This is a genomic window from Sphingopyxis sp. 550A (assembly GCF_053569535.1).
The window spans coordinates 1928566-1948224 of sequence record NZ_CM131615.1; the positions used below are offsets into that span (position 1 = coordinate 1928566).

At 65.0% G+C, this 19659-nt stretch carries 26 protein-coding genes; 5 read left to right on the top strand and 21 right to left on the bottom strand.

Annotated features, from left to right (window positions below; all coding sequences use genetic code 11):
• Nucleotides 1-6 precede the first annotated feature (6 nt).
• The 10 genes from ACVENA_RS09265 to ACVENA_RS09310 all read right to left on the bottom strand — a co-directional run bounded on the left by ACVENA_RS09265 (nt 7) and on the right by ACVENA_RS09310 (nt 6393).
• Entirely contained in the window at nt 7-588 is a 582-nt protein-coding gene (locus ACVENA_RS09265) for a hypothetical protein (protein WP_449328558.1), read from the bottom strand.
• Nucleotides 588-1877 carry an NADH-quinone oxidoreductase subunit NuoF gene (nuoF, locus tag ACVENA_RS09270; RefSeq protein ID WP_449328559.1) on the bottom strand — a complete coding sequence of 430 codons (1290 nt, stop codon included), beginning with the start codon at nt 1875-1877 and terminating at the stop codon, nt 588-590. The genes ACVENA_RS09265 and nuoF overlap by 1 nt, the downstream gene beginning before the upstream one ends.
• Entirely contained in the window at nt 1867-2088 is a 222-nt protein-coding gene (locus ACVENA_RS09275) for a hypothetical protein (RefSeq protein WP_449328560.1), read from the bottom strand. The genes nuoF and ACVENA_RS09275 overlap by 11 nt, the downstream gene beginning before the upstream one ends.
• Complete coding sequence (locus tag ACVENA_RS09280; RefSeq protein WP_449328561.1) at nt 2085-2243, bottom strand: hypothetical protein; 159 nt, start codon at nt 2241-2243, stop codon at nt 2085-2087. The genes ACVENA_RS09275 and ACVENA_RS09280 overlap by 4 nt, the downstream gene beginning before the upstream one ends.
• A 115-nt stretch (nt 2244-2358) precedes the next feature.
• The gene (locus ACVENA_RS09285) at nt 2359-3027 is read right to left on the bottom strand and encodes a complex I 24 kDa subunit family protein (protein WP_449328562.1); all 669 of its coding nucleotides are present in this window, start codon (nt 3025-3027) and stop codon (nt 2359-2361) included.
• Nucleotides 3020-3157, bottom strand: coding sequence for a hypothetical protein (locus tag ACVENA_RS09290; RefSeq protein WP_449328918.1), 138 nt, complete (start codon nt 3155-3157; stop codon nt 3020-3022). The genes ACVENA_RS09285 and ACVENA_RS09290 overlap by 8 nt, the downstream gene beginning before the upstream one ends.
• A 104-nt stretch (nt 3158-3261) precedes the next feature.
• Nucleotides 3262-4479, bottom strand: a complete 1218-nt coding sequence (locus tag ACVENA_RS09295; RefSeq protein ID WP_449328919.1) for an NADH-quinone oxidoreductase subunit D — start codon at nt 4477-4479, stop codon at nt 3262-3264.
• A 35-nt stretch (nt 4480-4514) separates the two neighbouring features.
• Nucleotides 4515-5435, bottom strand: a complete 921-nt coding sequence (locus tag ACVENA_RS09300; protein ID WP_449328563.1) for an NADH-quinone oxidoreductase subunit C — start codon at nt 5433-5435, stop codon at nt 4515-4517.
• On the bottom strand, nt 5435-5989 hold the full coding sequence (locus tag ACVENA_RS09305; RefSeq protein ID WP_449328920.1) for a NuoB/complex I 20 kDa subunit family protein: 555 nt from the start codon (nt 5987-5989) through the stop codon (nt 5435-5437). Before ACVENA_RS09305 ends, ACVENA_RS09300 begins: the two co-directional genes overlap by 1 nt.
• A gap of 29 nt (nt 5990-6018) precedes the next feature.
• On the bottom strand, nt 6019-6393 hold the full coding sequence (locus tag ACVENA_RS09310; protein WP_449328564.1) for an NADH-quinone oxidoreductase subunit A: 375 nt from the start codon (nt 6391-6393) through the stop codon (nt 6019-6021).
• A gap of 215 nt (nt 6394-6608) precedes the next feature.
• Between ACVENA_RS09310 and ACVENA_RS09315 the strand changes: the two genes are divergently transcribed.
• Nucleotides 6609-7091, top strand: coding sequence for a YbjN domain-containing protein (locus ACVENA_RS09315; RefSeq protein WP_449328565.1), 483 nt, complete (start codon nt 6609-6611; stop codon nt 7089-7091).
• A gap of 65 nt (nt 7092-7156) precedes the next feature.
• Here the strand turns inward: ACVENA_RS09315 and ACVENA_RS09320 are convergent, their stop codons facing one another.
• The 3 genes from ACVENA_RS09320 to ACVENA_RS09330 all read right to left on the bottom strand — a co-directional run bounded on the left by ACVENA_RS09320 (nt 7157) and on the right by ACVENA_RS09330 (nt 10710).
• Nucleotides 7157-7975 (bottom strand): inositol monophosphatase family protein, encoded by an 819-nt coding sequence (locus ACVENA_RS09320; RefSeq protein ID WP_449328566.1) that lies wholly within the window; start codon nt 7973-7975, stop codon nt 7157-7159.
• A 95-nt stretch (nt 7976-8070) separates the two neighbouring features.
• A complete protein-coding gene (efp, locus tag ACVENA_RS09325; RefSeq protein ID WP_449328567.1) occupies nt 8071-8634 on the bottom strand; it encodes an elongation factor P in 564 nt (187 codons plus the stop codon).
• Between the two features lie 108 nt (nt 8635-8742).
• Nucleotides 8743-10710: an OPT family oligopeptide transporter gene (locus ACVENA_RS09330; RefSeq protein ID WP_449328568.1), complete on the bottom strand. Its 1968-nt coding sequence runs from the start codon at nt 10708-10710 to the stop codon at nt 8743-8745.
• 123 nt (nt 10711-10833) lie between these two features.
• Here ACVENA_RS09330 and ACVENA_RS09335 point away from each other — a divergent pair, with 123 nt between their 5' ends.
• A complete protein-coding gene (locus ACVENA_RS09335; RefSeq protein WP_449328569.1) occupies nt 10834-10986 on the top strand; it encodes a hypothetical protein in 153 nt (50 codons plus the stop codon).
• On the opposite strand, the gene ACVENA_RS09340 is transcribed toward ACVENA_RS09335, so the two are convergent.
• Nucleotides 10983-11471: a M23 family metallopeptidase gene (locus ACVENA_RS09340; protein WP_449328570.1), complete on the bottom strand. Its 489-nt coding sequence runs from the start codon at nt 11469-11471 to the stop codon at nt 10983-10985. The genes ACVENA_RS09335 and ACVENA_RS09340 overlap by 4 nt on opposite strands.
• A 29-nt stretch (nt 11472-11500) precedes the next feature.
• On the bottom strand, nt 11501-12127 hold the full coding sequence (gene thiE / locus ACVENA_RS09345; RefSeq protein WP_449328571.1) for a thiamine phosphate synthase: 627 nt from the start codon (nt 12125-12127) through the stop codon (nt 11501-11503).
• A gap of 44 nt (nt 12128-12171) precedes the next feature.
• On the opposite strand from thiE, the gene ACVENA_RS09350 reads away from it, so the two are divergent.
• Nucleotides 12172-12576 carry a hypothetical protein gene (locus ACVENA_RS09350; protein WP_449328572.1) on the top strand — a complete coding sequence of 135 codons (405 nt, stop codon included), beginning with the start codon at nt 12172-12174 and terminating at the stop codon, nt 12574-12576.
• Here the strand turns inward: ACVENA_RS09350 and ACVENA_RS09355 are convergent, their stop codons facing one another.
• The 6 genes from ACVENA_RS09355 to tkt all read right to left on the bottom strand — a co-directional run bounded on the left by ACVENA_RS09355 (nt 12577) and on the right by tkt (nt 18765).
• Nucleotides 12577-12855 (bottom strand): hypothetical protein, encoded by a 279-nt coding sequence (locus ACVENA_RS09355; RefSeq protein ID WP_449328573.1) that lies wholly within the window; start codon nt 12853-12855, stop codon nt 12577-12579. It abuts the gene before it with no gap.
• 56 nt (nt 12856-12911) lie between these two features.
• Entirely contained in the window at nt 12912-13568 is a 657-nt protein-coding gene (locus ACVENA_RS09360) for an O-methyltransferase (RefSeq protein ID WP_449328574.1), read from the bottom strand.
• Nucleotides 13568-14437: a fructose bisphosphate aldolase gene (locus ACVENA_RS09365; RefSeq protein WP_449328921.1), complete on the bottom strand. Its 870-nt coding sequence runs from the start codon at nt 14435-14437 to the stop codon at nt 13568-13570. The genes ACVENA_RS09360 and ACVENA_RS09365 overlap by 1 nt, the downstream gene beginning before the upstream one ends.
• Nucleotides 14438-14536: 99 nt before the next feature.
• Complete coding sequence (locus ACVENA_RS09370) at nt 14537-15733, bottom strand: phosphoglycerate kinase (protein WP_449328575.1); 1197 nt, start codon at nt 15731-15733, stop codon at nt 14537-14539.
• A 19-nt stretch (nt 15734-15752) separates the two neighbouring features.
• Complete coding sequence (gene gap, locus ACVENA_RS09375) at nt 15753-16760, bottom strand: type I glyceraldehyde-3-phosphate dehydrogenase (protein ID WP_449328576.1); 1008 nt, start codon at nt 16758-16760, stop codon at nt 15753-15755.
• A 37-nt stretch (nt 16761-16797) separates the two neighbouring features.
• Nucleotides 16798-18765 carry a transketolase gene (tkt, locus tag ACVENA_RS09380; protein WP_449328577.1) on the bottom strand — a complete coding sequence of 656 codons (1968 nt, stop codon included), beginning with the start codon at nt 18763-18765 and terminating at the stop codon, nt 16798-16800.
• Nucleotides 18766-18921: 156 nt separating this feature from the next.
• On the opposite strand from tkt, the gene ACVENA_RS09385 reads away from it, so the two are divergent.
• Both ACVENA_RS09385 and ACVENA_RS09390 read left to right on the top strand, forming a co-directional pair.
• Nucleotides 18922-19122, top strand: a complete 201-nt coding sequence (locus ACVENA_RS09385; RefSeq protein WP_449328578.1) for a hypothetical protein — start codon at nt 18922-18924, stop codon at nt 19120-19122.
• Complete coding sequence (locus ACVENA_RS09390) at nt 19115-19540, top strand: cell division protein ZapA (RefSeq protein WP_449328579.1); 426 nt, start codon at nt 19115-19117, stop codon at nt 19538-19540. Before ACVENA_RS09385 ends, ACVENA_RS09390 begins: the two co-directional genes overlap by 8 nt.
• Nucleotides 19541-19659 lie beyond the last annotated feature (119 nt).

The following is a 19659-nucleotide window of genomic DNA, read 5'->3' on the forward strand; positions in this document are numbered from 1 at the left end:
CCCTCCTCAACGTCCTTGCGCCGCCAACAGACGGAAACTGGCGGTTGCAACGATGGCACGAAGACCGGCGATGCCCGTATCCAACCGCGCATCCTGGCTGCAGAGCGCGACGACAGGCCCCAATTTCGCGGCCGAAGCGGCCTCGGCGTCCGACCCAGGTTCGGTAGCGAACAGGTTTGCGACGTCATCGGGCGACGAACGCGCAACGCACATCGCCACCTTGTCGGATGCCGAGAAGGTCGAAACCTCCTTGCCGGAAGCCGCTTTCGCAAGACGCACGTTGAGCGGCGCGCCGTTTCCGCGCATCAACGCCTCGGCCAGCGCCGCAGCGAACGGAAGATTGCTTCCTCGCAGTCTTTCACCGCGCGTGCCGACTTGCTTGGCGCATTCCTCATTCGCCCGGACAAGATTTCGCAGGCCATTGCCATAAGATGTCGCACGGAAATCCTGGGTCAGAATATCGGTAACCTTCTCCGGGCTTTGCGCCGCCACACAGGCGGCGTAGCGCGCCAACGTCTGCCGCGCGACCGGATCGGCGGCTGGCCCGCTATCGGATGCCGCCGCCAACAAGGCGATTGCGATCACCATCACTCCGCGGCCTCCAGCGCCCCGCCATTCTCGGCGATACGGCGTTCCAGTTCAGGTCGGAAATGGCGGATCAGACCCTGGATCGGCCACGCCGCCGCGTCGCCGAGCGCGCAGATGGTGTGGCCTTCGACCTGCTTGGTCACGTCGAACAGGGTGTCGATCTCGCTGATGTCGGCGTCGCCGGTGCGCAGCCGCTCCATCACGCGCCACATCCAGCCGGTGCCTTCGCGGCATGGGGTGCACTGGCCGCAGCTTTCATGCTTGTAGAAATAGCTGATGCGGCTGATCGCCTGAACGACGTCGGTCGACTTGTCCATGACGATCGCGGCGGCGGTGCCGAGGCCCGAGCCGAGCGCCTTCAGCCCGTCGAAATCCATCGGCGCGTCCATGATCTCGGCCGCCGGAACCAGCGGCACCGACGAGCCGCCGGGGATCACCGCGAGCAGATTGTCCCAGCCGCCGCGGATGCCGCCGCAATGTTTTTCGATGAGGTCGCGGAACGGGATGCCCATCTCTTCCTCGACGACGCACGGGCGCTCGACATGGCCCGAGATCTGGAAGAGCTTGGTGCCCTTGTTGTTCTCGCGCCCGAAGCTGGAGAACCACGACGCGCCGCGGCGCAGGATCGTCGGGACGACCGCGATGCTCTCGACATTGTTCACCGTCGTCGGGCAGCCATAGAGGCCCGCACCCGCCGGGAACGGGGGTTTCAGGCGCGGCTGGCCCTTCTTGCCCTCCAGGCTCTCGATCATCGCGGTTTCTTCGCCGCAGATATAGGCCCCGGCGCCGCGGTGGACGAAGACGTCGAAATCATAGCCCGACTTCGCGGCATTCTTGCCGAGCAGGCCCGCGTCATACGCTTCCTGCACCGCCGCGAAGAGCGTTTCGGCCTCGCGGATGAACTCGCCGCGAATGTAAATGTACGCCGCGCGCGCGCGCATCGCGAAGCCCGCGATCAGCGCGCCCTCGATCAGCTTGTGCGGATCGTGGCGGATGATCTCGCGATCCTTGCAACTGCCTGGCTCGGATTCGTCGGCGTTGATGACGAGGAAGCTCGGGCGGTCGGCGCGCGGCTCCTTCGGCATGAACGACCATTTGAGGCCCGTGGGGAAGCCCGCGCCGCCGCGGCCGCGCAGGCCCGACGCCTTGACCTCCTCGATGATCGCGTCCTGGCCGCGCTTCATCAAATCCTTGGTCTTGTCCCAATCGCCGCGCGCCTGCGCGGCCTTGAGGTTCCACGGCTGGAACCCGTAGAGATTGGTGAAAATGCGGTCCTTGTCAGCGAGCACGAGATGAGCCCCCCTTCAATACGAACTTCGTCGAATAGCCCCATAGGATTCCGGCCGGAACCGCCAGCAAGGCCATGATGATGATCTGCCTTTCGGAGAGCTGATTGCCGAGCAGCAAATTGATCAGCAGCATGAGCGGCAGATAGATGGCCGCCCAGACCAATCCCGAGCGAAAAGGATGGGTCCTGACATCGAGCGCCGAACGCGTCATCGCCGCTCGCCCTTCTTCAGCATCTTGTACGCGACATAGCCGAGCGCGAGCACCAGCAGCGGCCCGATCAGCGCGAAGGTAACGCGCAGCACGAAGCCCAGCACGACCAGCGCGCCGATGATCGCGAGGATCGTGATGATATCCTTCTGGCTCACGCGACCTCTCCTGCATCGTCACCCCGGACTTGATCCGGGGTCCCGCTATTCACCGCCGCAAAGCGGGATGCCGGATCAAGTCCGGCATGACGAAGAAACGGGGTGCTGGCCTTCATCACCACGCCTTCCGGTAATCGTGATTGGCCTTGACCATTTCCTTCAGCGTCGTCGGGCCGCCTTCGGGCTCGCTGGTGTGACGCTTGGGGTTCTGTGTGCCCGCCTTCGGCTGCTTGCCCGCGGCGAGATCGTCGAGCAAGCGGACCGTGCTGTCGTAATCGAGATCTTCGTAATTATCGTCGTTGATCTGGACCATCGGCGCGTTGGTGCAGGTGCCCATGCACTCGACCTCGGTCAGCGTGAACAGGCCGTCGGGCGTGGTCTTGCCCTTCACCATGCCGCGATTCTTGCACGCGGCCATGACGTCGTCCGACCCGCGCAGCAGGCACGGCGTCGTGCCGCACACCTGCACATGATAGCGGCCGACCGGTGCGAGATTGTACATGGTGTAGAAGGTCGCGACCTCGTAGGCGCGGATGAACGGCATATCGAGCGCGGCGGCGACATATTCGATCACCGGCACGGGCAGCCAGCCCTGCGTGTTCGTCTCCGTCCCGACCTGCCGCTGCGCAAGGTCGAGCAAGGGCATCACCGCCGAGCGCTGCCGCCCCGCGGGATAGCGCGCGACGACGGTCTTCGCCTTTTCGGCATTCTCGGGCGTCCACGCAAAAGCGCCCCAGCGCGCGCGGACTTCGGCTTCGTCGGGGATTTGAGGTGCGTCAGCCATCGATATCCCGGCTTTCCTGTTTCTTGTGGCGGCGTGCGTATAGGCTACTGGCGACAAGCAGCATTATGCCGCCAAGCGCGCCGAGGGACGCCGCCCCTTCGGCGACATCATGGCCCGAATGTCCGAGCATCCAAACGCCCAGACCGCCGCCGACCGCTGCCAGAAGCAGAAGCCCGGCCAGCAGGGAGTGCGTCCGCCTCGACGCAGGCGTGGCTCCAAGTGTCGGGTGCGACGTCACCGGTCGCACTCCCCGAACACGACGTCGATCGCGCCGATGATCGCGGTGGTGTCAGCCAGCATGTGGCCCTTCGCCATCATATCCATCGCCTGCAGGTGCGAAAAGGCCGTCGGGCGGATCTTGCAGCGGTAGGGCTTGTTGGTGCCGTCGCTGACCAGATAGACGCCGAATTCGCCCTTGGGGCTTTCGGTCGCCACATAGACTTCGCCCGCCGGGACGTGGAAGCCCTCGGTATAGAGTTTGAAGTGATGGATCAGCGATTCCATCGACTGCTTCATCTCGCCGCGCTTCGGCGGCACGACCTTGCGGTCGAGGCTGGCGATCGGGCCGCTCGGCATGTCGCGCAGGCACTGCTTGATGATGCGCGCCGACTGATAGACTTCCTGCACGCGGACCATGAAGCGGTCGTAGCAGTCGCCGCGCGTGCCGACCGGAATGTCGAACTCGACCTTGGCATAGGCGTCATAGGGCTGCGACTTGCGGATGTCCCACGGAATGCCGCTGCCGCGGATCATCGGGCCCGAAAACCCCCACGCCAGCGCGTCTTCCTTGCTCACCGTCGCGATATCGACGTTGCGCTGCTTGAAGATGCGGTTGTCGATGACGAGGCTCATCGCGTCGCCGAACAGCCTCGGAAGCCGCGTCTCGCACCATTCGCCGATGTCGACGAGCAGCTTTTCGGGGACGTCCTGATGGACGCCGCCGGGGCGGAACCATGCCGAGTGCATCCGCGCACCGCTCGCGCGCTCGAAGAAGTTGAGGCAATCCTCGCGCAGCTCGAACACCCAGAGGTTCGGGGTCATCGCACCGACGTCCATGACGTGCGACCCGATGTTGAGCATGTGATTGCAGATGCGCGTCAGCTCGGCGAACAGGGTGCGCAGATATTGCGCGCGCGCCGGCACCTCGAGGTCGAGCAGTTTCTCGATCGCGAGGACATAGCTGTGCTCCATGCCGAGCGGCGAGCAATAGTCGAGCCGGTCGAAATAGGGCAGCGCCTGCAGATAGGTCTTGTATTCGATCAGTTTCTCGGTGCCGCGGTGGAGCAGCCCGACGTGCGGATCGACGCGCTCGATGATCTCGCCGTCGAGCTCCATCACCATGCGCAGCACGCCGTGCGCCGCGGGGTGCTGCGGGCCGAAGTTGATCGTGTAGTTGGTGACGACCTGGTCGCCCGCGGTGTCGGCGGTGTCGACCGGATAGCCTTCGAACATGTCGCTGCCGTGGTGCTTGACCTGAGGAGCGTCGGTCATGCGTCACCTCCTGCTTTGGGCTTGCGCGGTGCGCGCGGCTTGGCCGGAGCCTTCGTCTTCGCGGGCGCCTTTTCGGCTTTTTTCGTCGCGGGCGTCTTGGCCTTTGCCGCTGCCGTCGTCTTCGCACCGTCGCGGCTCGGCTTGGCGGCCTTCAGGTTGGTCTTGGCGCCCGCGCCCGTCTGCGCGGTCTTTTCGGTCGTCTTCGGGGTCGGCGGCGGCGCCTTCTTCGCGGCCTCGTCGTCGGCCTTCTTGACCTTCTGCGCGGTCATCGGGGTCGGCGCGCCCTTGCCCGGCGCCTCGCCGGTTCCGCCGGCCTTTTCGTCGCCCGGCAGCACATAGTCGGCGCCTTCCCACGGGCTGAGGAAGTCGAAGCTGCGGAAATCCTGCGCCAGCTTCACCGGCTCATAGACGACGCGCTTGTCCTCTTCGCTGTATCGCAGCTCGATATAGCCGGTCAGCGGGAAATCCTTGCGCTGCGGATGTCCCTGGAAGCCGTAATCGGTCAGGATGCGGCGCAGGTCCGGGTTGCCCGCGAACAGCACGCCGTACATGTCGAACACTTCGCGCTCGAGCCAGCCGGCGACCGGCCAGACGGGCACGATGCTCGGCACCGGGGTCGCTTCGTCGGTGCAGACGCGGACGCGCAGGCGGTGATTCTTCGTCACGCTGAGCAGATGATAGACGACCTCGAAGCGCTCGGCGCGGTCGGGATAGTCGACCCCGGCGATTTCCATGAGCTGCTGATAGTCGAGATTGTCGCGAAGGCTGATCATCACGCCCGCGACGGCATCGCGGCGCACGGTGATGCTGTCCTCGCCGACAGCGAAAACATGCTCGATCAGGTCGTCGCCGAGAAGCTTCTTCAGCGCGGCGCCGATACCGTCGCGGGGGGCGATCAGGGGAGCGGGGCTGGTCATCAGCGTTCGATCGTCCCGGTGCGGCGAATCTTCCGCTGCAACTGCATCACGCCATAGAGCAGAGCCTCGGCGGTCGGCGGGCAGCCGGGGACATAGATGTCCACGGGCACGATGCGATCGCAGCCGCGCACCACCGAATAGCTATAGTGATAATAGCCGCCGCCGTTGGCGCAGCTGCCCATCGAGATCACATATTTGGGGTTCGACATCTGGTCGTAGACGCGGCGGAGCGCCGGAGCCATCTTGTTGCAGAGCGTCCCCGCGACGATCATCACGTCGGACTGGCGCGGCGAAGCGCGCGGCGCGACGCCGAAACGCTCCATGTCATAGCGCGGCATGTTGACGTGAATCATCTCGACCGCGCAGCAGGCGAGCCCGAAGGTCATCCACCACAGCGAGCCGGTGCGCGCCCAGTTGAACAGGTCCTCGGTCGAGGTGACGAGAAAGCCCTTGTCGCCGACCTCGCTGTTGAGATCGTCGAAAAAGCCCGCGTCGGGGCTTGTCCCCGGCGCCACCGGGAACATATCGGGGTTCGTTCCCGGAACGACCGGCATCTGGCCGGGCATGATGATGCTGGAGCTGCTCATTCCCAATCCAACGCGCCTTTTTTCCATGCGTACACAAGGCCGATCGCAAGCTCGGCAAGGAAGACCATCATCGTCGCCCAGCCGGCCCAGCCGATTTCCTTGAGGCTGACCGCCCAGGGAAAGAGGAAGGCGGCTTCGAGGTCGAAGATGATGAAGAGGATGGCGACAAGATAGAAGCGCACGTCGAACTGGCTGCGCGCGTCCTCGAATGCGGGGAAGCCGCATTCATATTCGGTCAGCTTCGCCGGGTCGGGCCTGTGCGTGCCGGTCAGGCGCGCGACGCCCATCGGCAGGAAGACGAACGCCGAGGACAGGCCAACGGCGATGACCAGAAAGATCAGAATCGGCAGATATTGCGTCAGATCGACCATGGGAGCTCGCAGTCTATTCAGGTGTTTGCCACCGTTATCGCGGGGCGCTTTAGGCCAGTGCGCCGCGCCCCGCAAGCGCCGCGGGCAGGATTTTCGTTACCATTGTGACCAAAGGCATAAGGAAGGCTGGTCCGATCACCTAATGCTGTGTTACGCCGCCTGCGTGGGTCGGCGTTTCGGGTGATTATAACCCATTTTTCAATCAGGGAGCTGACATGCGATCATTTTCTTTCGGGACCACGCTGGCGATGGGCGCCGCCCTCGCGCTTTCCGCGACGCCGGCGCACGCCGAACTGGTCAATGCGAAAAATCCGGCCACGATCAAGGCGATCGTCGAGTCGCAAGGATGGCCCGCCACGCTGGTCAGCAAGGCCGACGCGGACCCCTATATCGAAAGCAGCCGCAACGGGCTCAAATTCCTCATCATCTTCATGAACTGCGAAGACCATAAGAATTGCAAGACGCTGCAATATTACATGGGCTTCAGCGACGCCAAGGATGTGTCGCTTGAGCGGTTCAACCAATGGAACAAGGAAAAGCGCTTCGCGCGCGGCTACAGGGATGACGAAGGCGACCCGGTCCTGGAGATGGACGTCGACGTCGATTTCGCCGGCATCCCGCGCGAGAATCTGGGCGAGACCTTCAACACCTGGGCCTCGCTGATGGACAGCTACCGCGAGTTTATTTTCGACAAGTAAGACGACTTCCTCGTTCGTCACCCCGGACTTGATCCGGGGTGACGATCAGGAGTGATGAAGCAGGTTCACGAGTTGCGCAGCGCGCCCGCGACCAGTTTCTGCAGCTTGCTATGCACTGCGCCGCTGCCCGCGATAAATTCGCTGCGCTCGATCGAGCGGTCGCCGCCACGGAAATCGCTGACGAAACCGCCGGCCTCGCGCACCAGCAATATGCCGGCGGCGACGTCCCAGATGTTGAGGTCGCCTTCCCAGAAGCCGTCGAAGCGTCCCGCCGCGACCCAGGCGAGGTCGAGGCTCGCGGCACCGAAGCGGCGGATTCCGGCGACCTCGGGCGCGACCGCGCCGAAGATGCGGCTCCACTGCGCCATGTCGCCATGCCCCATGAACGGGATACCGGTCGCGATCAGGCATTCGTTGAGATGACGACGCGACGCGACGCGCAGGCGCCGGTCGTGCAGCCATGCGCCGCGGCCGCGCTCGGCCCAATAGCTTTCGTCGGTCACCGGCTGATAGATCAGCGCTGCGGTGACGTCGCCCCAGCCGCCGCCGAACTTCGGTTCCTGCACGGCGATCGAGATCGCGAATTGCGGGATCGCGTGCAGGAAGTTCGAGGTGCCGTCGAGCGGGTCGATGATGAAGCGCGGTTTGCCCGGCTCGCCCTCGATCTCTCCGGCTTCTTCCATCAGGAAACCCCAGCCCGGACGCGCGTGGGTCAGTTCGTCGTAAAGGGTGCGCTCGGCGGCTTGATCAGCCTTCGACACGAAGTCGGCAGGCCCCTTCTGCGAGACCTGAAGGTGCTCGATCTCGCCGAAGTCGCGCCGCAGCTTGGTGCCGGCCTTGCGCGCGGCGCGTTCCATGACGGTGATGATGCCCGATACGGCCATTTGCTTTCCTCCAACACGTCATCCCAGCGAAAGCTGGGATCGCTGTCGGCAATGTAAAACGCTAGCGGCCCCAGCTTTCGCCGGGGCGACGAAAATCAATCCGCGCGGCGGACATATTCGCGGTCATAGACATTGACCACGATGCGGGTGCCGCTGGTGATGTGCGGCGGCACCATCACGCGCACGCCATTGTCCAGGATCGCGGGCTTGTACGACGACGACGCCGTCTGGCCCTTCACCACCGCGTCGGCCTCGACGATCGTCGCTTCGATCTGCTCGGGCAGTTCGACCGAAATCGGGCGTTCTTCCCACAGTTCGAGCACGACTTCCATGCCGTCCTGCAGGAACTCATGCGCGTCGCCGACCACCTCCTTCGAGATGGTGATCTGCTCGTACGTATCCTTGTCCATGAAGACGAGATCGTCGCCCTCGGCATAGAGATACTGGAAATCCTTGGTGTCGAGACGGACCTTCTCCACCGTGTCGGCGCTGCGGAAGCGGTTGTTGAGCTTGCGCCCGTCGATGAGGTTCTTGGCTTCGACCTGCATATAGGCGCCGCCCTTGCCCGGCTGGGTGTGCTGGATCTTGGTGACCTTCCAGATGCCACCTTCATATTCGATAATATTGCCGGGACGGATTTCAACGCCGGTGATTTTCATCGCGCACACTCGCTTCAACAAGGATGGAAAGAGCCGCCGGCGCGCGTAGCCGCACACCGGTTCAGGAGCGCGCCCTTAGCGGCGGACGCGGCGGAGGGCAAGCGGTGCTTATTCGGCGGGCGTCGCGTCGATCCGCCGACGCGTCCGCGCATAAGCGAACCAGCCGAGCGCCGCGAGCAGGCCGAGGCCGATGAATTGGGACGCCGTCCCGAACCCGTCGCCGACGATCGCGAGGCGGTCCGCGTCGCCGACCGCCGCGACCGTGCCCGCGAACACCAGCCCGTAAAGGCTGTCGCCGACCACGAGCCCGGTCGCCAGCAGAACGCCCATCCGCCGCCCGAATTCGGGGCGGCTCGTCTTGTCCGACATGCGGTTCCAGAAATGGCCGATCACCGTGCCGATGATCGTCGGCAAAGTCACCGACATCGGCAGATACATGCCCATCGCCACGGCGAGCGGCGGCAGCCGCGTCCTGCCCGCCCGGCCCAGCCCTTCGTCGAGGAGGATCGCACCGACACCGATCGCGGCGCCCAGGCCAACCAGATCCCAACGCAGCGTCCCACCGAGCACGCCTTGCGCGATCGATGCGATCAGCGACGCCTGCGGCGCCGCGAGGGCATTCGGTCCGGCCCCGGGGGCACCGGCGAAACCGAATGCGGTGTTGAGCAGATCGAGCACCGGCGGGATGATAAACGACCCCGCCAGCACCCCCAGGATCAACGCGACCTGCTGCTTCCACGGTGTCGATCCGACCAACTGGCCGGTCTTCAGGTCCTGGAGATTGTCGTTGGCAACGATGCCGACCCCGAACACGAAAGCGGTCACGAAGAGCGCAAAGGCGATCAGCGGCGCGCGATCCCCCGCCGCCACGTCACCGCCAAACACCGCAGCAACCAGCACCGCGGCGATCAGGATGGACAGGATGCCGATCCCCGACACCGGGCTGTTCGAGGTTCCGACCAGCCCCGCCATATATCCCGTGACCACCGCGGTCGCGACGCCGACCACCAGAATGAACAGCAAGGCGAGCAACAGGGCCGAGCCGGTATGACCCGCCAGCGGGCCGCCCTGCACGAAATTCCACAGCAAAAGTCCGATAGGGATGAACAGCGCCAGGCTGACTCCGCCGACGATCTTCCCCGGCATGTCGCGCTCGGTCAGGTCGAGCACCCGCCCGGCCTCGCGCGCCCGCGCCGCTTCCGCGATTCCCTGGAGGCCGGCGATGATGCTGCCGCTGATCCGAATCAGCGCCCAGATCGCTGCGACCGCAATCGCGCCGGCACCGACGAAACGCACCTCCTGGCTGAACACCGCGCCGACGATATCGTCGGCCGCGCCGGGCTTTCCGGCGCTGAGCCACGGAAGCAACACGAACCAGGAAATCGCCGCGCCGATCGCCATCGCGATCCCCGTCGCCAGCCCGATCAGATGCCCGACGCCGATCAGCCCCAGCGACATGGTGCCCGCGACGCCGCTCACTCCGGCGCCGAGCTTGAAATTCTTGGCGACCTCGCCCGCCGCCACCTTGAGCGCGGTCATCACGCCATAGAAGGCGGCGACCAGCGCGCCGAGAATGATCGTCGAAAGGCCGAGCCGATTCTCGCGCGCGCCTTCGTCCCCCGCCATGCCGACACGCAGAATCTCGGCGCCCGCAACGCCCTCCGGATAGGGAAGGTCCGAATTGATCACCAGCGCGCGGCGCAGCGGCACCGACAGCATCACCCCCAGCACCCCGCCCGCCGCGCAGGTCAGCATCGTCGTCCAATAGGGAAAATTCGTCCACCAGCCGACGATGACCAGGCCGGGAAGGATGAAGATCATCGTTGCTACGGCGCCCGCCGCGCTGCCGATCGTCTGGACGATGTTGTTTTCGACCATGTTTGATCCGCCGAGCGTTCGCAGCACCGCCATCGAGATCACCGCCGCGGGAATCGCGGTCGAAAAGGTCAAGCCGACGCGCAACCCGAAATAGACGTTCGCCGCCGTGAACAGAAACGTCAGCAATCCCCCGAGTATGATCGCGCGCAGCGTCAGTTCGCGCATCGCCGCGCTGCCGTGGTTCCCGTTGGTCATCATGGTCTCCCTCGCCGCAACCTGTCGCGGGCGGCGCGCTTCGAGGCAAGCGAAAAGGCGACGAACCGAAGCGGATTTGACGCATCGATCCAATATATCCGCCAGCCCGCGATTCATAAGGCGCGCATGACGAACATCGATCTTCCCGACCGGGCCCCGCCCCGCACGCCGCCAAAGCCGGCCCGGCGCCCCACGCCCTGCGCCGGCCTGTTCGGATGGCGCAAAGGCGACAATGACAAATCCGGCAAGGCGCCCGAACGCGAGCATCCGTTTGCCTAATTCCCTCTCCTTACGCCCACTCTCGCTCCCGTCAGCAGCGGATAGGGATTGATCGGCTCGCCATCCTGCCAGCCGCTTCCCGGCACCGTCGCGAGCATCTGGAAATGCAGGTGCGGAAAGGACGGGTCGGCATTGCCGCTTGCCCCGACCGTGCCGATCACCTGCCCGCGCTTGACCGCCTGCCCCTCGGCAAGGCCGCGGCGATAGCCCTGCAGATGCGCATAATAGAGGATCAGCCGACCGTCCGCCGAGCGCTGATAGATGGTGAGTCCACCGCGCTTCGACGCGAACAGTTTCTCGATCCGCCCGTCCATCGCCGCGAGCACCGGGGTGCCGAGCGGCGCCTGTATGTCGATCGCGCGATGAACGCGTCCTTTGGGGCGGCTCCTGTCCCAGCTATCGACGAGATCCGACGCACGCATCCCCTCGACCGGGATGATGATGCCGAGCTCGGATGCCGCTCCGATCGTGGCGAAAGCGGCCACGGCGCAGAAAAGCCTGAGCCCGGTCCCCGTCACCCCGCCATCAGCTTATCGAACGCCCGCACCGCTGCCGCCGGGCCCTCGGGATGTGCCCAAACGCCGCCCGAAACCGCGAGGAAATCCGCGCCGGCCTCAACCAGCGCCTTGGCATTGTCGACGGTGATCCCGCCGATCGCGACGCAGGGCAGTTCGAACAATCCCTGCCACCATGTTAAAATTTCAGGGTCGGCCTGATGCTCGACCGCCTTGGTCGTCGTCGGAAAAAAGGCGCCGAACGCGACATAGTCCGCCCCTGCCTCGCCCGCTTCCATCGCAAGATGGCGGCTGTCGTGGCAGGTCACGCCGATCTGCGCGCCCGGCCCGAGCAGGCGCCGCGCCTCCTGCGGATCACCGTCGCCCTGTCCCAGATGGACGCCATCGGCGCCGAGCCGCTTCGCGAGCGCCATGTCGTCGTTGACGATGAACGCGGTATCATGCGCGGCGCAGATCGCCTGCAACGGTTCGGCGAGCCGCGCCGCCTCGTGCTGACCCACATCCTTGACGCGGAACTGGAACGCCGCGACCGGCACGGCCGACAGCGCTTCCTCGAGTTTCGCGGGGAAATCGCCTCCGACGTCGAGCGGAGAGATCAGGTAAAGCTGGCAGGCGGGCGTGGTCATGGCGGGTTCATAGCGATGCGGCGATTATCCCGCAAATGCAGAACATGCCGCGCCTCGCCCTTCCCCTTATCGCTGCCGCTTTCACGCTGTCCGCCTGCGCCACGACGCCGCGCAGCGGCGACGGGCCGCCACCGCTTCCCGACGCGAGCAGCGTCGCGCTCGGCCAGCGCGCCTATGCCGACGGGCCGATCATTCAACCGGTCGCGGTTCTGGAGGACAGCCGCTGCCCCGAAAATGTCATGTGCGTCTGGGCCGGGCAGCTTCGCCTAAAGATGCTCTGGGTTCGCCCCGGCGGACGATCGCAGCCGTTCGAGGTCATATTGGGCAAGCAGACGCCGCTCGCCGACGGCACGATCCTGATCGAAAGCGTTTCGCCCGCACGCCGGACCGATCGCCCGATCAAGCCCGAGGATTATCGCTTCGCTTTCCGCTTCATGGGCGGGCTCTAATCAGACCACCGCTCCGTCATCGCCTTTCACGGCTACTACGCCGCTCGGCGACCATTCTGTCTTTTCTGAAACGGGAGGAGACGGCGCGATTATCGCCAATATCGCCTCTTTAGCGTGCAAAACCATCCCACCGACAAAAATATAACCGCCAACGGCAATCAGATTGGACTTATCGTTGAGCAAGCCGATATTCAGCGTATCGCTATAGGTTGGCGCCCCGCTTTGGAAAAAGCCAACCGCCATAAGAACCGCCCCAATAACTGCTAGTATGATTCCCATCGCACACCCCCATCGAGCATAATACTAACATATCGTGCGCCCAGCCGGGAGAAACGTCAACGCACCCGCGCCAGCACGAATCCGTCCCAGCCCTTCGCCCCCACCGTCTGGATCGCGGTCGCGTCGAGCCGCGGATCGGCGCTTAGCCGGTCGAACAATGCGCGCGTGCCTTCGATCCGCTCGTCGCCGCTGTTCGCATCGAGCACCCCACCCTCGCGCACGACATTGTCGACGATGATCGTCGTGCCGCTGCGCCCGAGCCGAATCGCCTCGTCCACATAAAGCGCATTATTCTGCTTGTCGGCGTCGATGAAGACGAAATCGAAGGGCGCGCCCGGCGCCATCGCGGCCAGGCTGTCGGCGGCCGGGCCGACGCGGATGTCGACCTTGTCCGCGACGCCCGCCCGTTCGAGATTCGCGCGCGCCACCGCCGCATGATGCGCCTCGAGTTCGAGCGTTACCAGCGCGCCACCTTGAGGCAGCGCCCGCGCGAGCCAGATCGTCGAATAGCCGCCGAGCGTCCCGACTTCGAGGATATGCTTCGCGCCCTCGGTCTGGGCGAGCAGGAACAGCATCTTGCCCTGCGCCGCCGACACGTCGATCGGCGGCAAGCCCTGTGCTGCATTATTGGCAAGCGCGGCGGCAAGCGCATCGTCGTCGCCGAGCAGTTTCCCGGCGATATAATCGTCGACGGCTTGCCAGCCAGTAGCCATTACGCCACCGAGGCCGCGTGAATCTCGTCGATCGCGCCGCCGAGCGAGGCGTTGAACTCGTCGTCGCTCATCTGGTGGCGGAGATCTTCGAGCAGGGCGCGGCTAAAGCTCGCGATGATGCCGGGGTTTTTCGCCAGTTCGACACAAGCTTCGGGGCGCGCGAAGCCGCCCGACAGCGCGACGACGCGCAGCACCTTCGGATGATCGACGAGCGGCTGGAACAGGCCCGGTTCGGTCGGCAGCGACAGCTTGAGCATGACCGGCGCGCCGTCCCAGGCGTCGAGCTCGGCCAGCATTTCCTGAAGCAGCAGACGGTCGGCGGCGTCGCGTTCGGCGCTCTTGATGTTCACTTCGGGTTCGATGATCGGGACCAGGCCGTGCGCGGCGATGCGCTTCGCCTCGGCGAACTGCTGGCGCGCGATCGCCTTGATCCCCGCGGGATTGGCGAGGTTGACGACGCTGCGCATCTTGGTGCCGAACACGCCCTTGGCGACCGCGCGTTCGCACAGCGCATCGAGGTCGGGCATCGGCTTCATGAGCTGGACGCCGTCGGCCTCGGCTTCGAGCCCCTTGTCGACCTTCAGAAAGGGAACGACGCCGCGTTCCCAGAGCAGCGCCGGAACCGGCTTGCCGCCTGCCTCGCCGTCCATTGTGCGCTCGAACAGGATCGCGCCGATTACCTTTTCGCCGTTGAAGCAGGGCGCGGTGACGATGCGGCTGCGCATCGCGTGGATCAGGCCGAACATCTCTTCGTCGTTTGCATAGGCATCTTCCTCGATGCCATAGCCCTTGAGCGCCTTGGGCGTCGAACCGCCGCTCTGGTCGAGCGCAGCGATGAAACCCTGTCCCGACTTGATCTGATCGAGCATCTCGGCATTCGCGGTCGTCATAACATCTCCGGTTGATTGCATACGTATGTGGTGGCGCGCATAGCTTCCCGGCGAGCGGGAAGCAAATACGCGGTGAAATCAGGCCTTGAGCGCGTCCACGCCGGGCAGCGGCTTGCCTTCCATCCATTCGAGGAAAGCGCCGCCCGCCGTCGAGACGAAGGTGAAATCGCCGGCGACACCGGCGTGATTAAGCGCTGCGACCGTATCGCCGCCGCCCGCGACCGAAATCAGCGAGCCCTCGCGGGTCAGCGCAGCAGCGGTCTTTGCAAGCGCGACCGTCGCCGTATCAAAGGGCGGCGTCTCGAACGCGCCGAGCGGACCGTTCCAGACGAGCGTGCGGCAATTCTTGAGCACGTCGGCGAGCGCTTCGACCGCGGCGGGACCAACGTCGAGGATCATCTCGTCGGCCACGACCTCATGCACATTGACGGTGCGCGTCGGCGGATTGGGCGCGAACTCTTTCGCGACCACGACGTCGTAGGGAAGATGGATCGTGCAGCCCGCGGCATCGGCGGCGTCGAAGATCGCGTTGGCGGTGTCGACGAGATCATGCTCGCACAGCGACTTGCCGACGTCGACCCCGCGCGCGGCGAGGAAGGTGTTCGCCATACCGCCGCCGATGATCAGATGATCGACCTTGCCGACGAGATTGCGCAGCACGTCGATCTTGCTCGACACCTTCGCGCCACCGACCACCGCGGCGACCGGATGCGCGGGATTGCCGAGCGCGGCGTCGAGCGCGTTGAGCTCGGCCTCCATCGCGCGGCCCGCATAAGCCGGAAGGCGGTGCGCGATGCCCTCGGTCGAGCCGTGCGCGCGGTGCGCGGCCGAAAAGGCGTCGTTGACATAAAGATCGCCGACCTCGGCGAGCGCATCGGCGAAGGCGGGGTCGTTCTTTTCCTCGCCCGGATGGAAGCGCGTATTCTCGAGCACCGCGACGTCGCCCGGCGCGAGCACCGCGACGCCCGCCTTCGCGCCTTCGCCGATGCAGTCGGGGATGAACATCACCGAATGGCCGAGCACGTCGGCGACCCCGTCGATGACGAGGCTCAGCGACTGGGTCGGGTTCTTCGCGCCCTTCGGCCGTCCGAAATGCGCGAGCAGCAGCACGATCGCGCCCTTGTCCGACAGCTCGCGGATCGTCGGCATCGCCGCGCGGATGCGCGTATCGTCGGTAACCGCGCCGTCGGACATCGGGACGTTGAGGTCGACGCGGACCAGCACCTTCTTGCCGGTGACGTCGCCGATGTCGTCGAGGGTCTTGAACCCAGCCATTGCGGCCTCCCCGTCAGGCTTAAAGGAACTTTGCGATCACGCCCGCAGTGTCGATCATGCGGTTTGAGAAGCCCCATTCATTATCGTACCAACTCAGCACGCGCACCAGCTTGCCGTCGATCACCGCCGTTTCGAGGCTGTCGATGGTCGAGCTCGCCGCATTGTGGTTGAAGTCGATCGAGACCAGCGGCTCCTCGGTATAGCCGAGCACGCCCTTCAGCGGGCCTTCGGCGGCCGCCTTGAGCACCGCGTTCACCTCTTCCGTAGTCGTGTCACGCGACGGCGTGAAGGTCAGATCCACCACCGACACATTCGGGGTCGGAACGCGGATCGACGACCCGTCGAGTTTGCCCTTGAGTTCGGGCAGGACGAGGCCGACGGCCACGGCCGCGCCGGTCGAGGTCGGGATCATCGACATCGCGGCGGCGCGGGCGCGACGCGGGTCGCTATGGATCTGGTCGAGAATCTTCTGGTCGTTGGTATAGGCGTGGATCGTGGTCATCAGCCCGCGCTCGATACCGATCGCCTCGTGCAGCACCTTGGCGAAGGGCGCGAGGCAGTTGGTGGTGCAGGACGCGTTCGAGATGATCAGATGATCGGCGGTGATCTGATCGTCGTTGACGCCATAGACAACGGTCAGGTCGACTTCCTTGGCGGGAGCCGAGATCAGCACGCGCTTGGCACCGGCGTCGAGATGCTTCTGGCCGCCGGCCTTGTTGGTGAAGAAGCCCGTGCATTCCATCACGATGTCGATACCGTTCGCGGCATGCGGCAGCGCGGCGGGATCGCGCTCGGCGGTCACCTGAATGCGCTTGCCGTTGATGATCAGGTCGTTGCCATCGACCTCGACGCTGCCGTTGAACGCGCCATGCACCGAGTCATGGCGAAGCAGGCGGGCATTTGCCTTGGCATCGCCAAGGTCGTTGATCGACACCAGTTCAAGGTCATGGTCGGTACGTTCCAGAATGGCGCGGGCCACATTGCGGCCGATGCGTCCGAAACCGTTGATTGCGACTTTCACTGCCATGTCGGGGAGTCCTTTCTGCGGAGGAGGCGGTCGGTGCTTAGTGGCCGAGGCGCGCCAGAATCTGGGGGGCGATGACATCGACGGTCAGGCCGAAATGCCGATAGAGATCGTCGATCGGCGCCGACGCGCCAAAGCTGTCGATGCCGAAGCGGAGGCCGTCGCGGCCGGTGTAGCGTTCCCAGCCGAAGGTCGTGCCCGCCTCGATCGAGACGATCAGCGCATCGGCGGGCAGAATGTCGGCCTGATAGCCGGCGTCCTGTTCGTCGAACAACTCGGTCGAGACCATCGAAACGACATCGGCGCCCTGCCCCGCTGCTTCGAGCTTGTCAGCGATTTCGAACGCGAGCGAGACTTCGGAGCCCGTCGCGACGAGCACCACCTTGCGCGCCGCCGCGGCATCACGCAGGCGGTAACCGCCTTTCGCGCAAAGATTTTCGGTGACGTCATGGCGCAACGGCGGCAGATTCTGGCGGGTCAGCGCGAGCAATGACGGACGGCTTTCCTGCGCCAGCGCGAGCGCCCAGCATTCGGCGGTCTCGACCGCATCGGCGGGGCGCATGACGAGCAGGTTCGGCATCGCGCGCAGCGATTGAAGATGCTCGATCGGCTGGTGCGTCGGGCCATCCTCGCCCAGGCCAATGCTGTCGTGAGTCATCACATAAACGACGCGCTGCTGCTGGAGCGCCGACAGGCGGATCGCGGCGCGGCAATAGTCGGCAAACACTAGGAAGGTGCCGCCATAGGGGGCGACGCCGCCGTGCAGCGCCATGCCGTTCATCGCCGCGGCCATGCCGAATTCGCGAATGCCGTAATAGACATAGCGGCCCGAATAATCGCTTTTCGTCAGCGGCTTGGTCGACGATGTTTTCGTATTGTTGGAACCCGTCAAATCGGCGCTTCCGCCGACCAGCGCGGCGATGTCGGCGGTGAGCGCGCCCAGCGTATTTTCCGACGCCTTGCGCGTCGCCACCTTCGGCGGCTCGGCGATCAGGCCGTCGAGATAGGCCTTGAACGCCGCGCCCGGCACCAGCTTGCCGCTCAGGCGATCCTCAAAATCCTTTTTCTTTTCGTTGTTTGCGAGACGACCATTCCATTCGGCGTGAAGCTTCTCGCCCTTCTCCCCGAACGCTTTCCACGCATCGGCGATGTCGGCGGGAATGACGAACGGCTCGGCGGTCCAGCCGAGCGTCGCACGCGCCGCGGCGACTTCGTCGGCGCCGAGCGGCGAGCCGTGGGTCGCCGAGGTGCCCTGCTTATTCGGCGCGCCGAAGCCGATCAGCGTCTTGCACGCGATCAGCGACGGGCGGCCGGCGGCAAGTGCACCGTCGATCGCGCGGCGGATATCGGCGGGGTCGTGCCCGTCGCAGCTATCGACGTGCCAACCGGTCGCGGCATAGCGCGCCCGCACATCCTCGCTCGTCGACAGATCGGTCGATCCGTCGATGGTGATCTTGTTGTCGTCCCACAGCACGATCAGGCGGCCGAGCTGCAAATGCCCGGCGAGGCCGATGGCTTCGTGGTTGATGCCCTCCATCAGGCACCCGTCGCCGGCGATCACCCAGGTGCGGTGATCGACCAGATCGTCGCCATAGATCGCATTGAGGTGCCGTTCCGCGATCGCCATGCCCACGGCGGTCGCAACCCCCTGCCCGAGCGGCCCGGTCGTCGTCTCGATGCCCGGAAGCTCGAAATTCTCGGGATGCCCCGCGCACGGGCTGCTGAGCTGGCGGAAATTGCGGATATCGTCCATGGTCGGCCGCGCGTAGCCGGCAAGGTGCAGCGTTGCATAAGCGAGCATCGAACCATGGCCCGCCGACAGGACGAATCGGTCGCGATCGGCCCATTTCGGATCGGAAGGATCGAATTTCAGATAATCCGAATAAAGCACGGTCGCGACGTCGGCCATGCCCATGGGCATCCCCGGATGGCCGCTGTTCGCGGCCTGGACGGCGTCCATCGCAAGCGCGCGGATCGCGTTGGCGAGCTGGCGTTCGGGCAGTGTCATTGGTCCCCCGGAAAAGGATGTGAAGATGGCCGGATTCGGTGGGGACAGCCCTTCGCGATGGCGGGCGCAGGAGTCAACCGCTGCGGCACAAAATAGCGGCAATTTCGGCGCCGAGAGGCGATTGCACCCCATGACCGGCACTGCTAACCCATGAACATGGAACTCGACCTTGACGAATCCAGCCTGGCCATCGGCCGCATCGAACGAGCGCTGAGCCGGATCGAGACGGTGCTGACCGAACGAGCGAATCGTCCGGCAACCGAGCCAGCGCCCGGCGACCAGTCGGCCCTGAAGGCCGAGGTTGTGGCGGTGATCGGCGAACTCGACCGGCTGATCGCGGAGGCGAAAAATGGCTGACGTCAAACTCAACATCGCCGGACGCGCCTATGACGTCCATTGCGCCGACGGGCAGGAGCCACAGCTTCTGAACCTGGCGACCGTGGTCGACGAAAAGGTGCGCGCGATGCCGGGCGGCACCGAAGTCCGCCAATTGCTCTTCGCGGCGCTGATGCTCGCCGACGAAGCGCAGGAGGCCAGGGGCAAGGCCGCCAAGGCCGAGCCGCAATCCGATTCGCTCCGCGCTGCGGTGGCGCTCGCCGAAAGCCGCGAAGCGCAGGCACGCGACGAACTGAAGGCCGCGCGCGCCGAACTCGATGCGCTCAGAAAGGCGCCGCCCTCGTCCGCGACGAGCGTCAGGCCGTCGCACGACCGCGCGCTGCTCCAGATCGCCGACCGTATCGAGACGCTGGTGACGCGGATCGAGCAAATGCCCTAAATCCCTTGAGACCGCGATGCAGCCGCCCTACATAGGGGGCGGCGGGCACTGCCCGGTACGAGCTTTTGCGAAAATCCCTGAGGCGATACATCATCCTAGGGGGCTGTCCCTGCCCGGAC

Excerpts from the sequence above, each read along its gene's own strand:
- ACVENA_RS09350 (WP_449328572.1), top strand. The coding sequence starts at position 12,172 with ATGCCGCGCCTCGCCCTTCCCCTTATCGCTGCCGCTTTCACGCTGTCC.
- ACVENA_RS09310 (WP_449328564.1), bottom strand. The coding sequence starts at position 6,393 with ATGGTCGATCTGACGCAATATCTGCCGATTCTGATCTTTCTGGTCATC.
- ACVENA_RS09385 (WP_449328578.1), top strand. The coding sequence starts at position 18,922 with ATGGAACTCGACCTTGACGAATCCAGCCTGGCCATCGGCCGCATCGAA.
- ACVENA_RS09370 (WP_449328575.1), bottom strand. The coding sequence starts at position 15,733 with ATGGCTGGGTTCAAGACCCTCGACGACATCGGCGACGTCACCGGCAAG.
- efp (WP_449328567.1), bottom strand. The coding sequence starts at position 8,634 with ATGAAAATCACCGGCGTTGAAATCCGTCCCGGCAATATTATCGAATAT.
- ACVENA_RS09315 (WP_449328565.1), top strand. The coding sequence starts at position 6,609 with ATGCGATCATTTTCTTTCGGGACCACGCTGGCGATGGGCGCCGCCCTC.
- ACVENA_RS09275 (WP_449328560.1), bottom strand. The coding sequence starts at position 2,088 with ATGACGCGTTCGGCGCTCGATGTCAGGACCCATCCTTTTCGCTCGGGA.
- ACVENA_RS09300 (WP_449328563.1), bottom strand. The coding sequence starts at position 5,435 with ATGACCAGCCCCGCTCCCCTGATCGCCCCCCGCGACGGTATCGGCGCC.
- ACVENA_RS09330 (WP_449328568.1), bottom strand. The coding sequence starts at position 10,710 with ATGATGACCAACGGGAACCACGGCAGCGCGGCGATGCGCGAACTGACG.
- ACVENA_RS09285 (WP_449328562.1), bottom strand. The coding sequence starts at position 3,027 with ATGGCTGACGCACCTCAAATCCCCGACGAAGCCGAAGTCCGCGCGCGC.
- ACVENA_RS09335 (WP_449328569.1), top strand. The coding sequence starts at position 10,834 with ATGACGAACATCGATCTTCCCGACCGGGCCCCGCCCCGCACGCCGCCA.
- ACVENA_RS09355 (WP_449328573.1), bottom strand. The coding sequence starts at position 12,855 with ATGGGAATCATACTAGCAGTTATTGGGGCGGTTCTTATGGCGGTTGGC.
- gap (WP_449328576.1), bottom strand. The coding sequence starts at position 16,760 with ATGGCAGTGAAAGTCGCAATCAACGGTTTCGGACGCATCGGCCGCAAT.
- ACVENA_RS09290 (WP_449328918.1), bottom strand. The coding sequence starts at position 3,157 with ATGCTCGGACATTCGGGCCATGATGTCGCCGAAGGGGCGGCGTCCCTC.
- ACVENA_RS09360 (WP_449328574.1), bottom strand. The coding sequence starts at position 13,568 with ATGGCTACTGGCTGGCAAGCCGTCGACGATTATATCGCCGGGAAACTG.
- ACVENA_RS09265 (WP_449328558.1), bottom strand. The coding sequence starts at position 588 with ATGGTGATCGCAATCGCCTTGTTGGCGGCGGCATCCGATAGCGGGCCA.
- tkt (WP_449328577.1), bottom strand. The coding sequence starts at position 18,765 with ATGACACTGCCCGAACGCCAGCTCGCCAACGCGATCCGCGCGCTTGCG.
- ACVENA_RS09320 (WP_449328566.1), bottom strand. The coding sequence starts at position 7,975 with ATGGCCGTATCGGGCATCATCACCGTCATGGAACGCGCCGCGCGCAAG.
- ACVENA_RS09295 (WP_449328919.1), bottom strand. The coding sequence starts at position 4,479 with ATGTTCGAAGGCTATCCGGTCGACACCGCCGACACCGCGGGCGACCAG.
- ACVENA_RS09305 (WP_449328920.1), bottom strand. The coding sequence starts at position 5,989 with ATGCCGGTCGTTCCGGGAACGAACCCCGATATGTTCCCGGTGGCGCCG.
- thiE (WP_449328571.1), bottom strand. The coding sequence starts at position 12,127 with ATGACCACGCCCGCCTGCCAGCTTTACCTGATCTCTCCGCTCGACGTC.
- ACVENA_RS09365 (WP_449328921.1), bottom strand. The coding sequence starts at position 14,437 with ATGCTCGATCAGATCAAGTCGGGACAGGGTTTCATCGCTGCGCTCGAC.
- ACVENA_RS09390 (WP_449328579.1), top strand. The coding sequence starts at position 19,115 with ATGGCTGACGTCAAACTCAACATCGCCGGACGCGCCTATGACGTCCAT.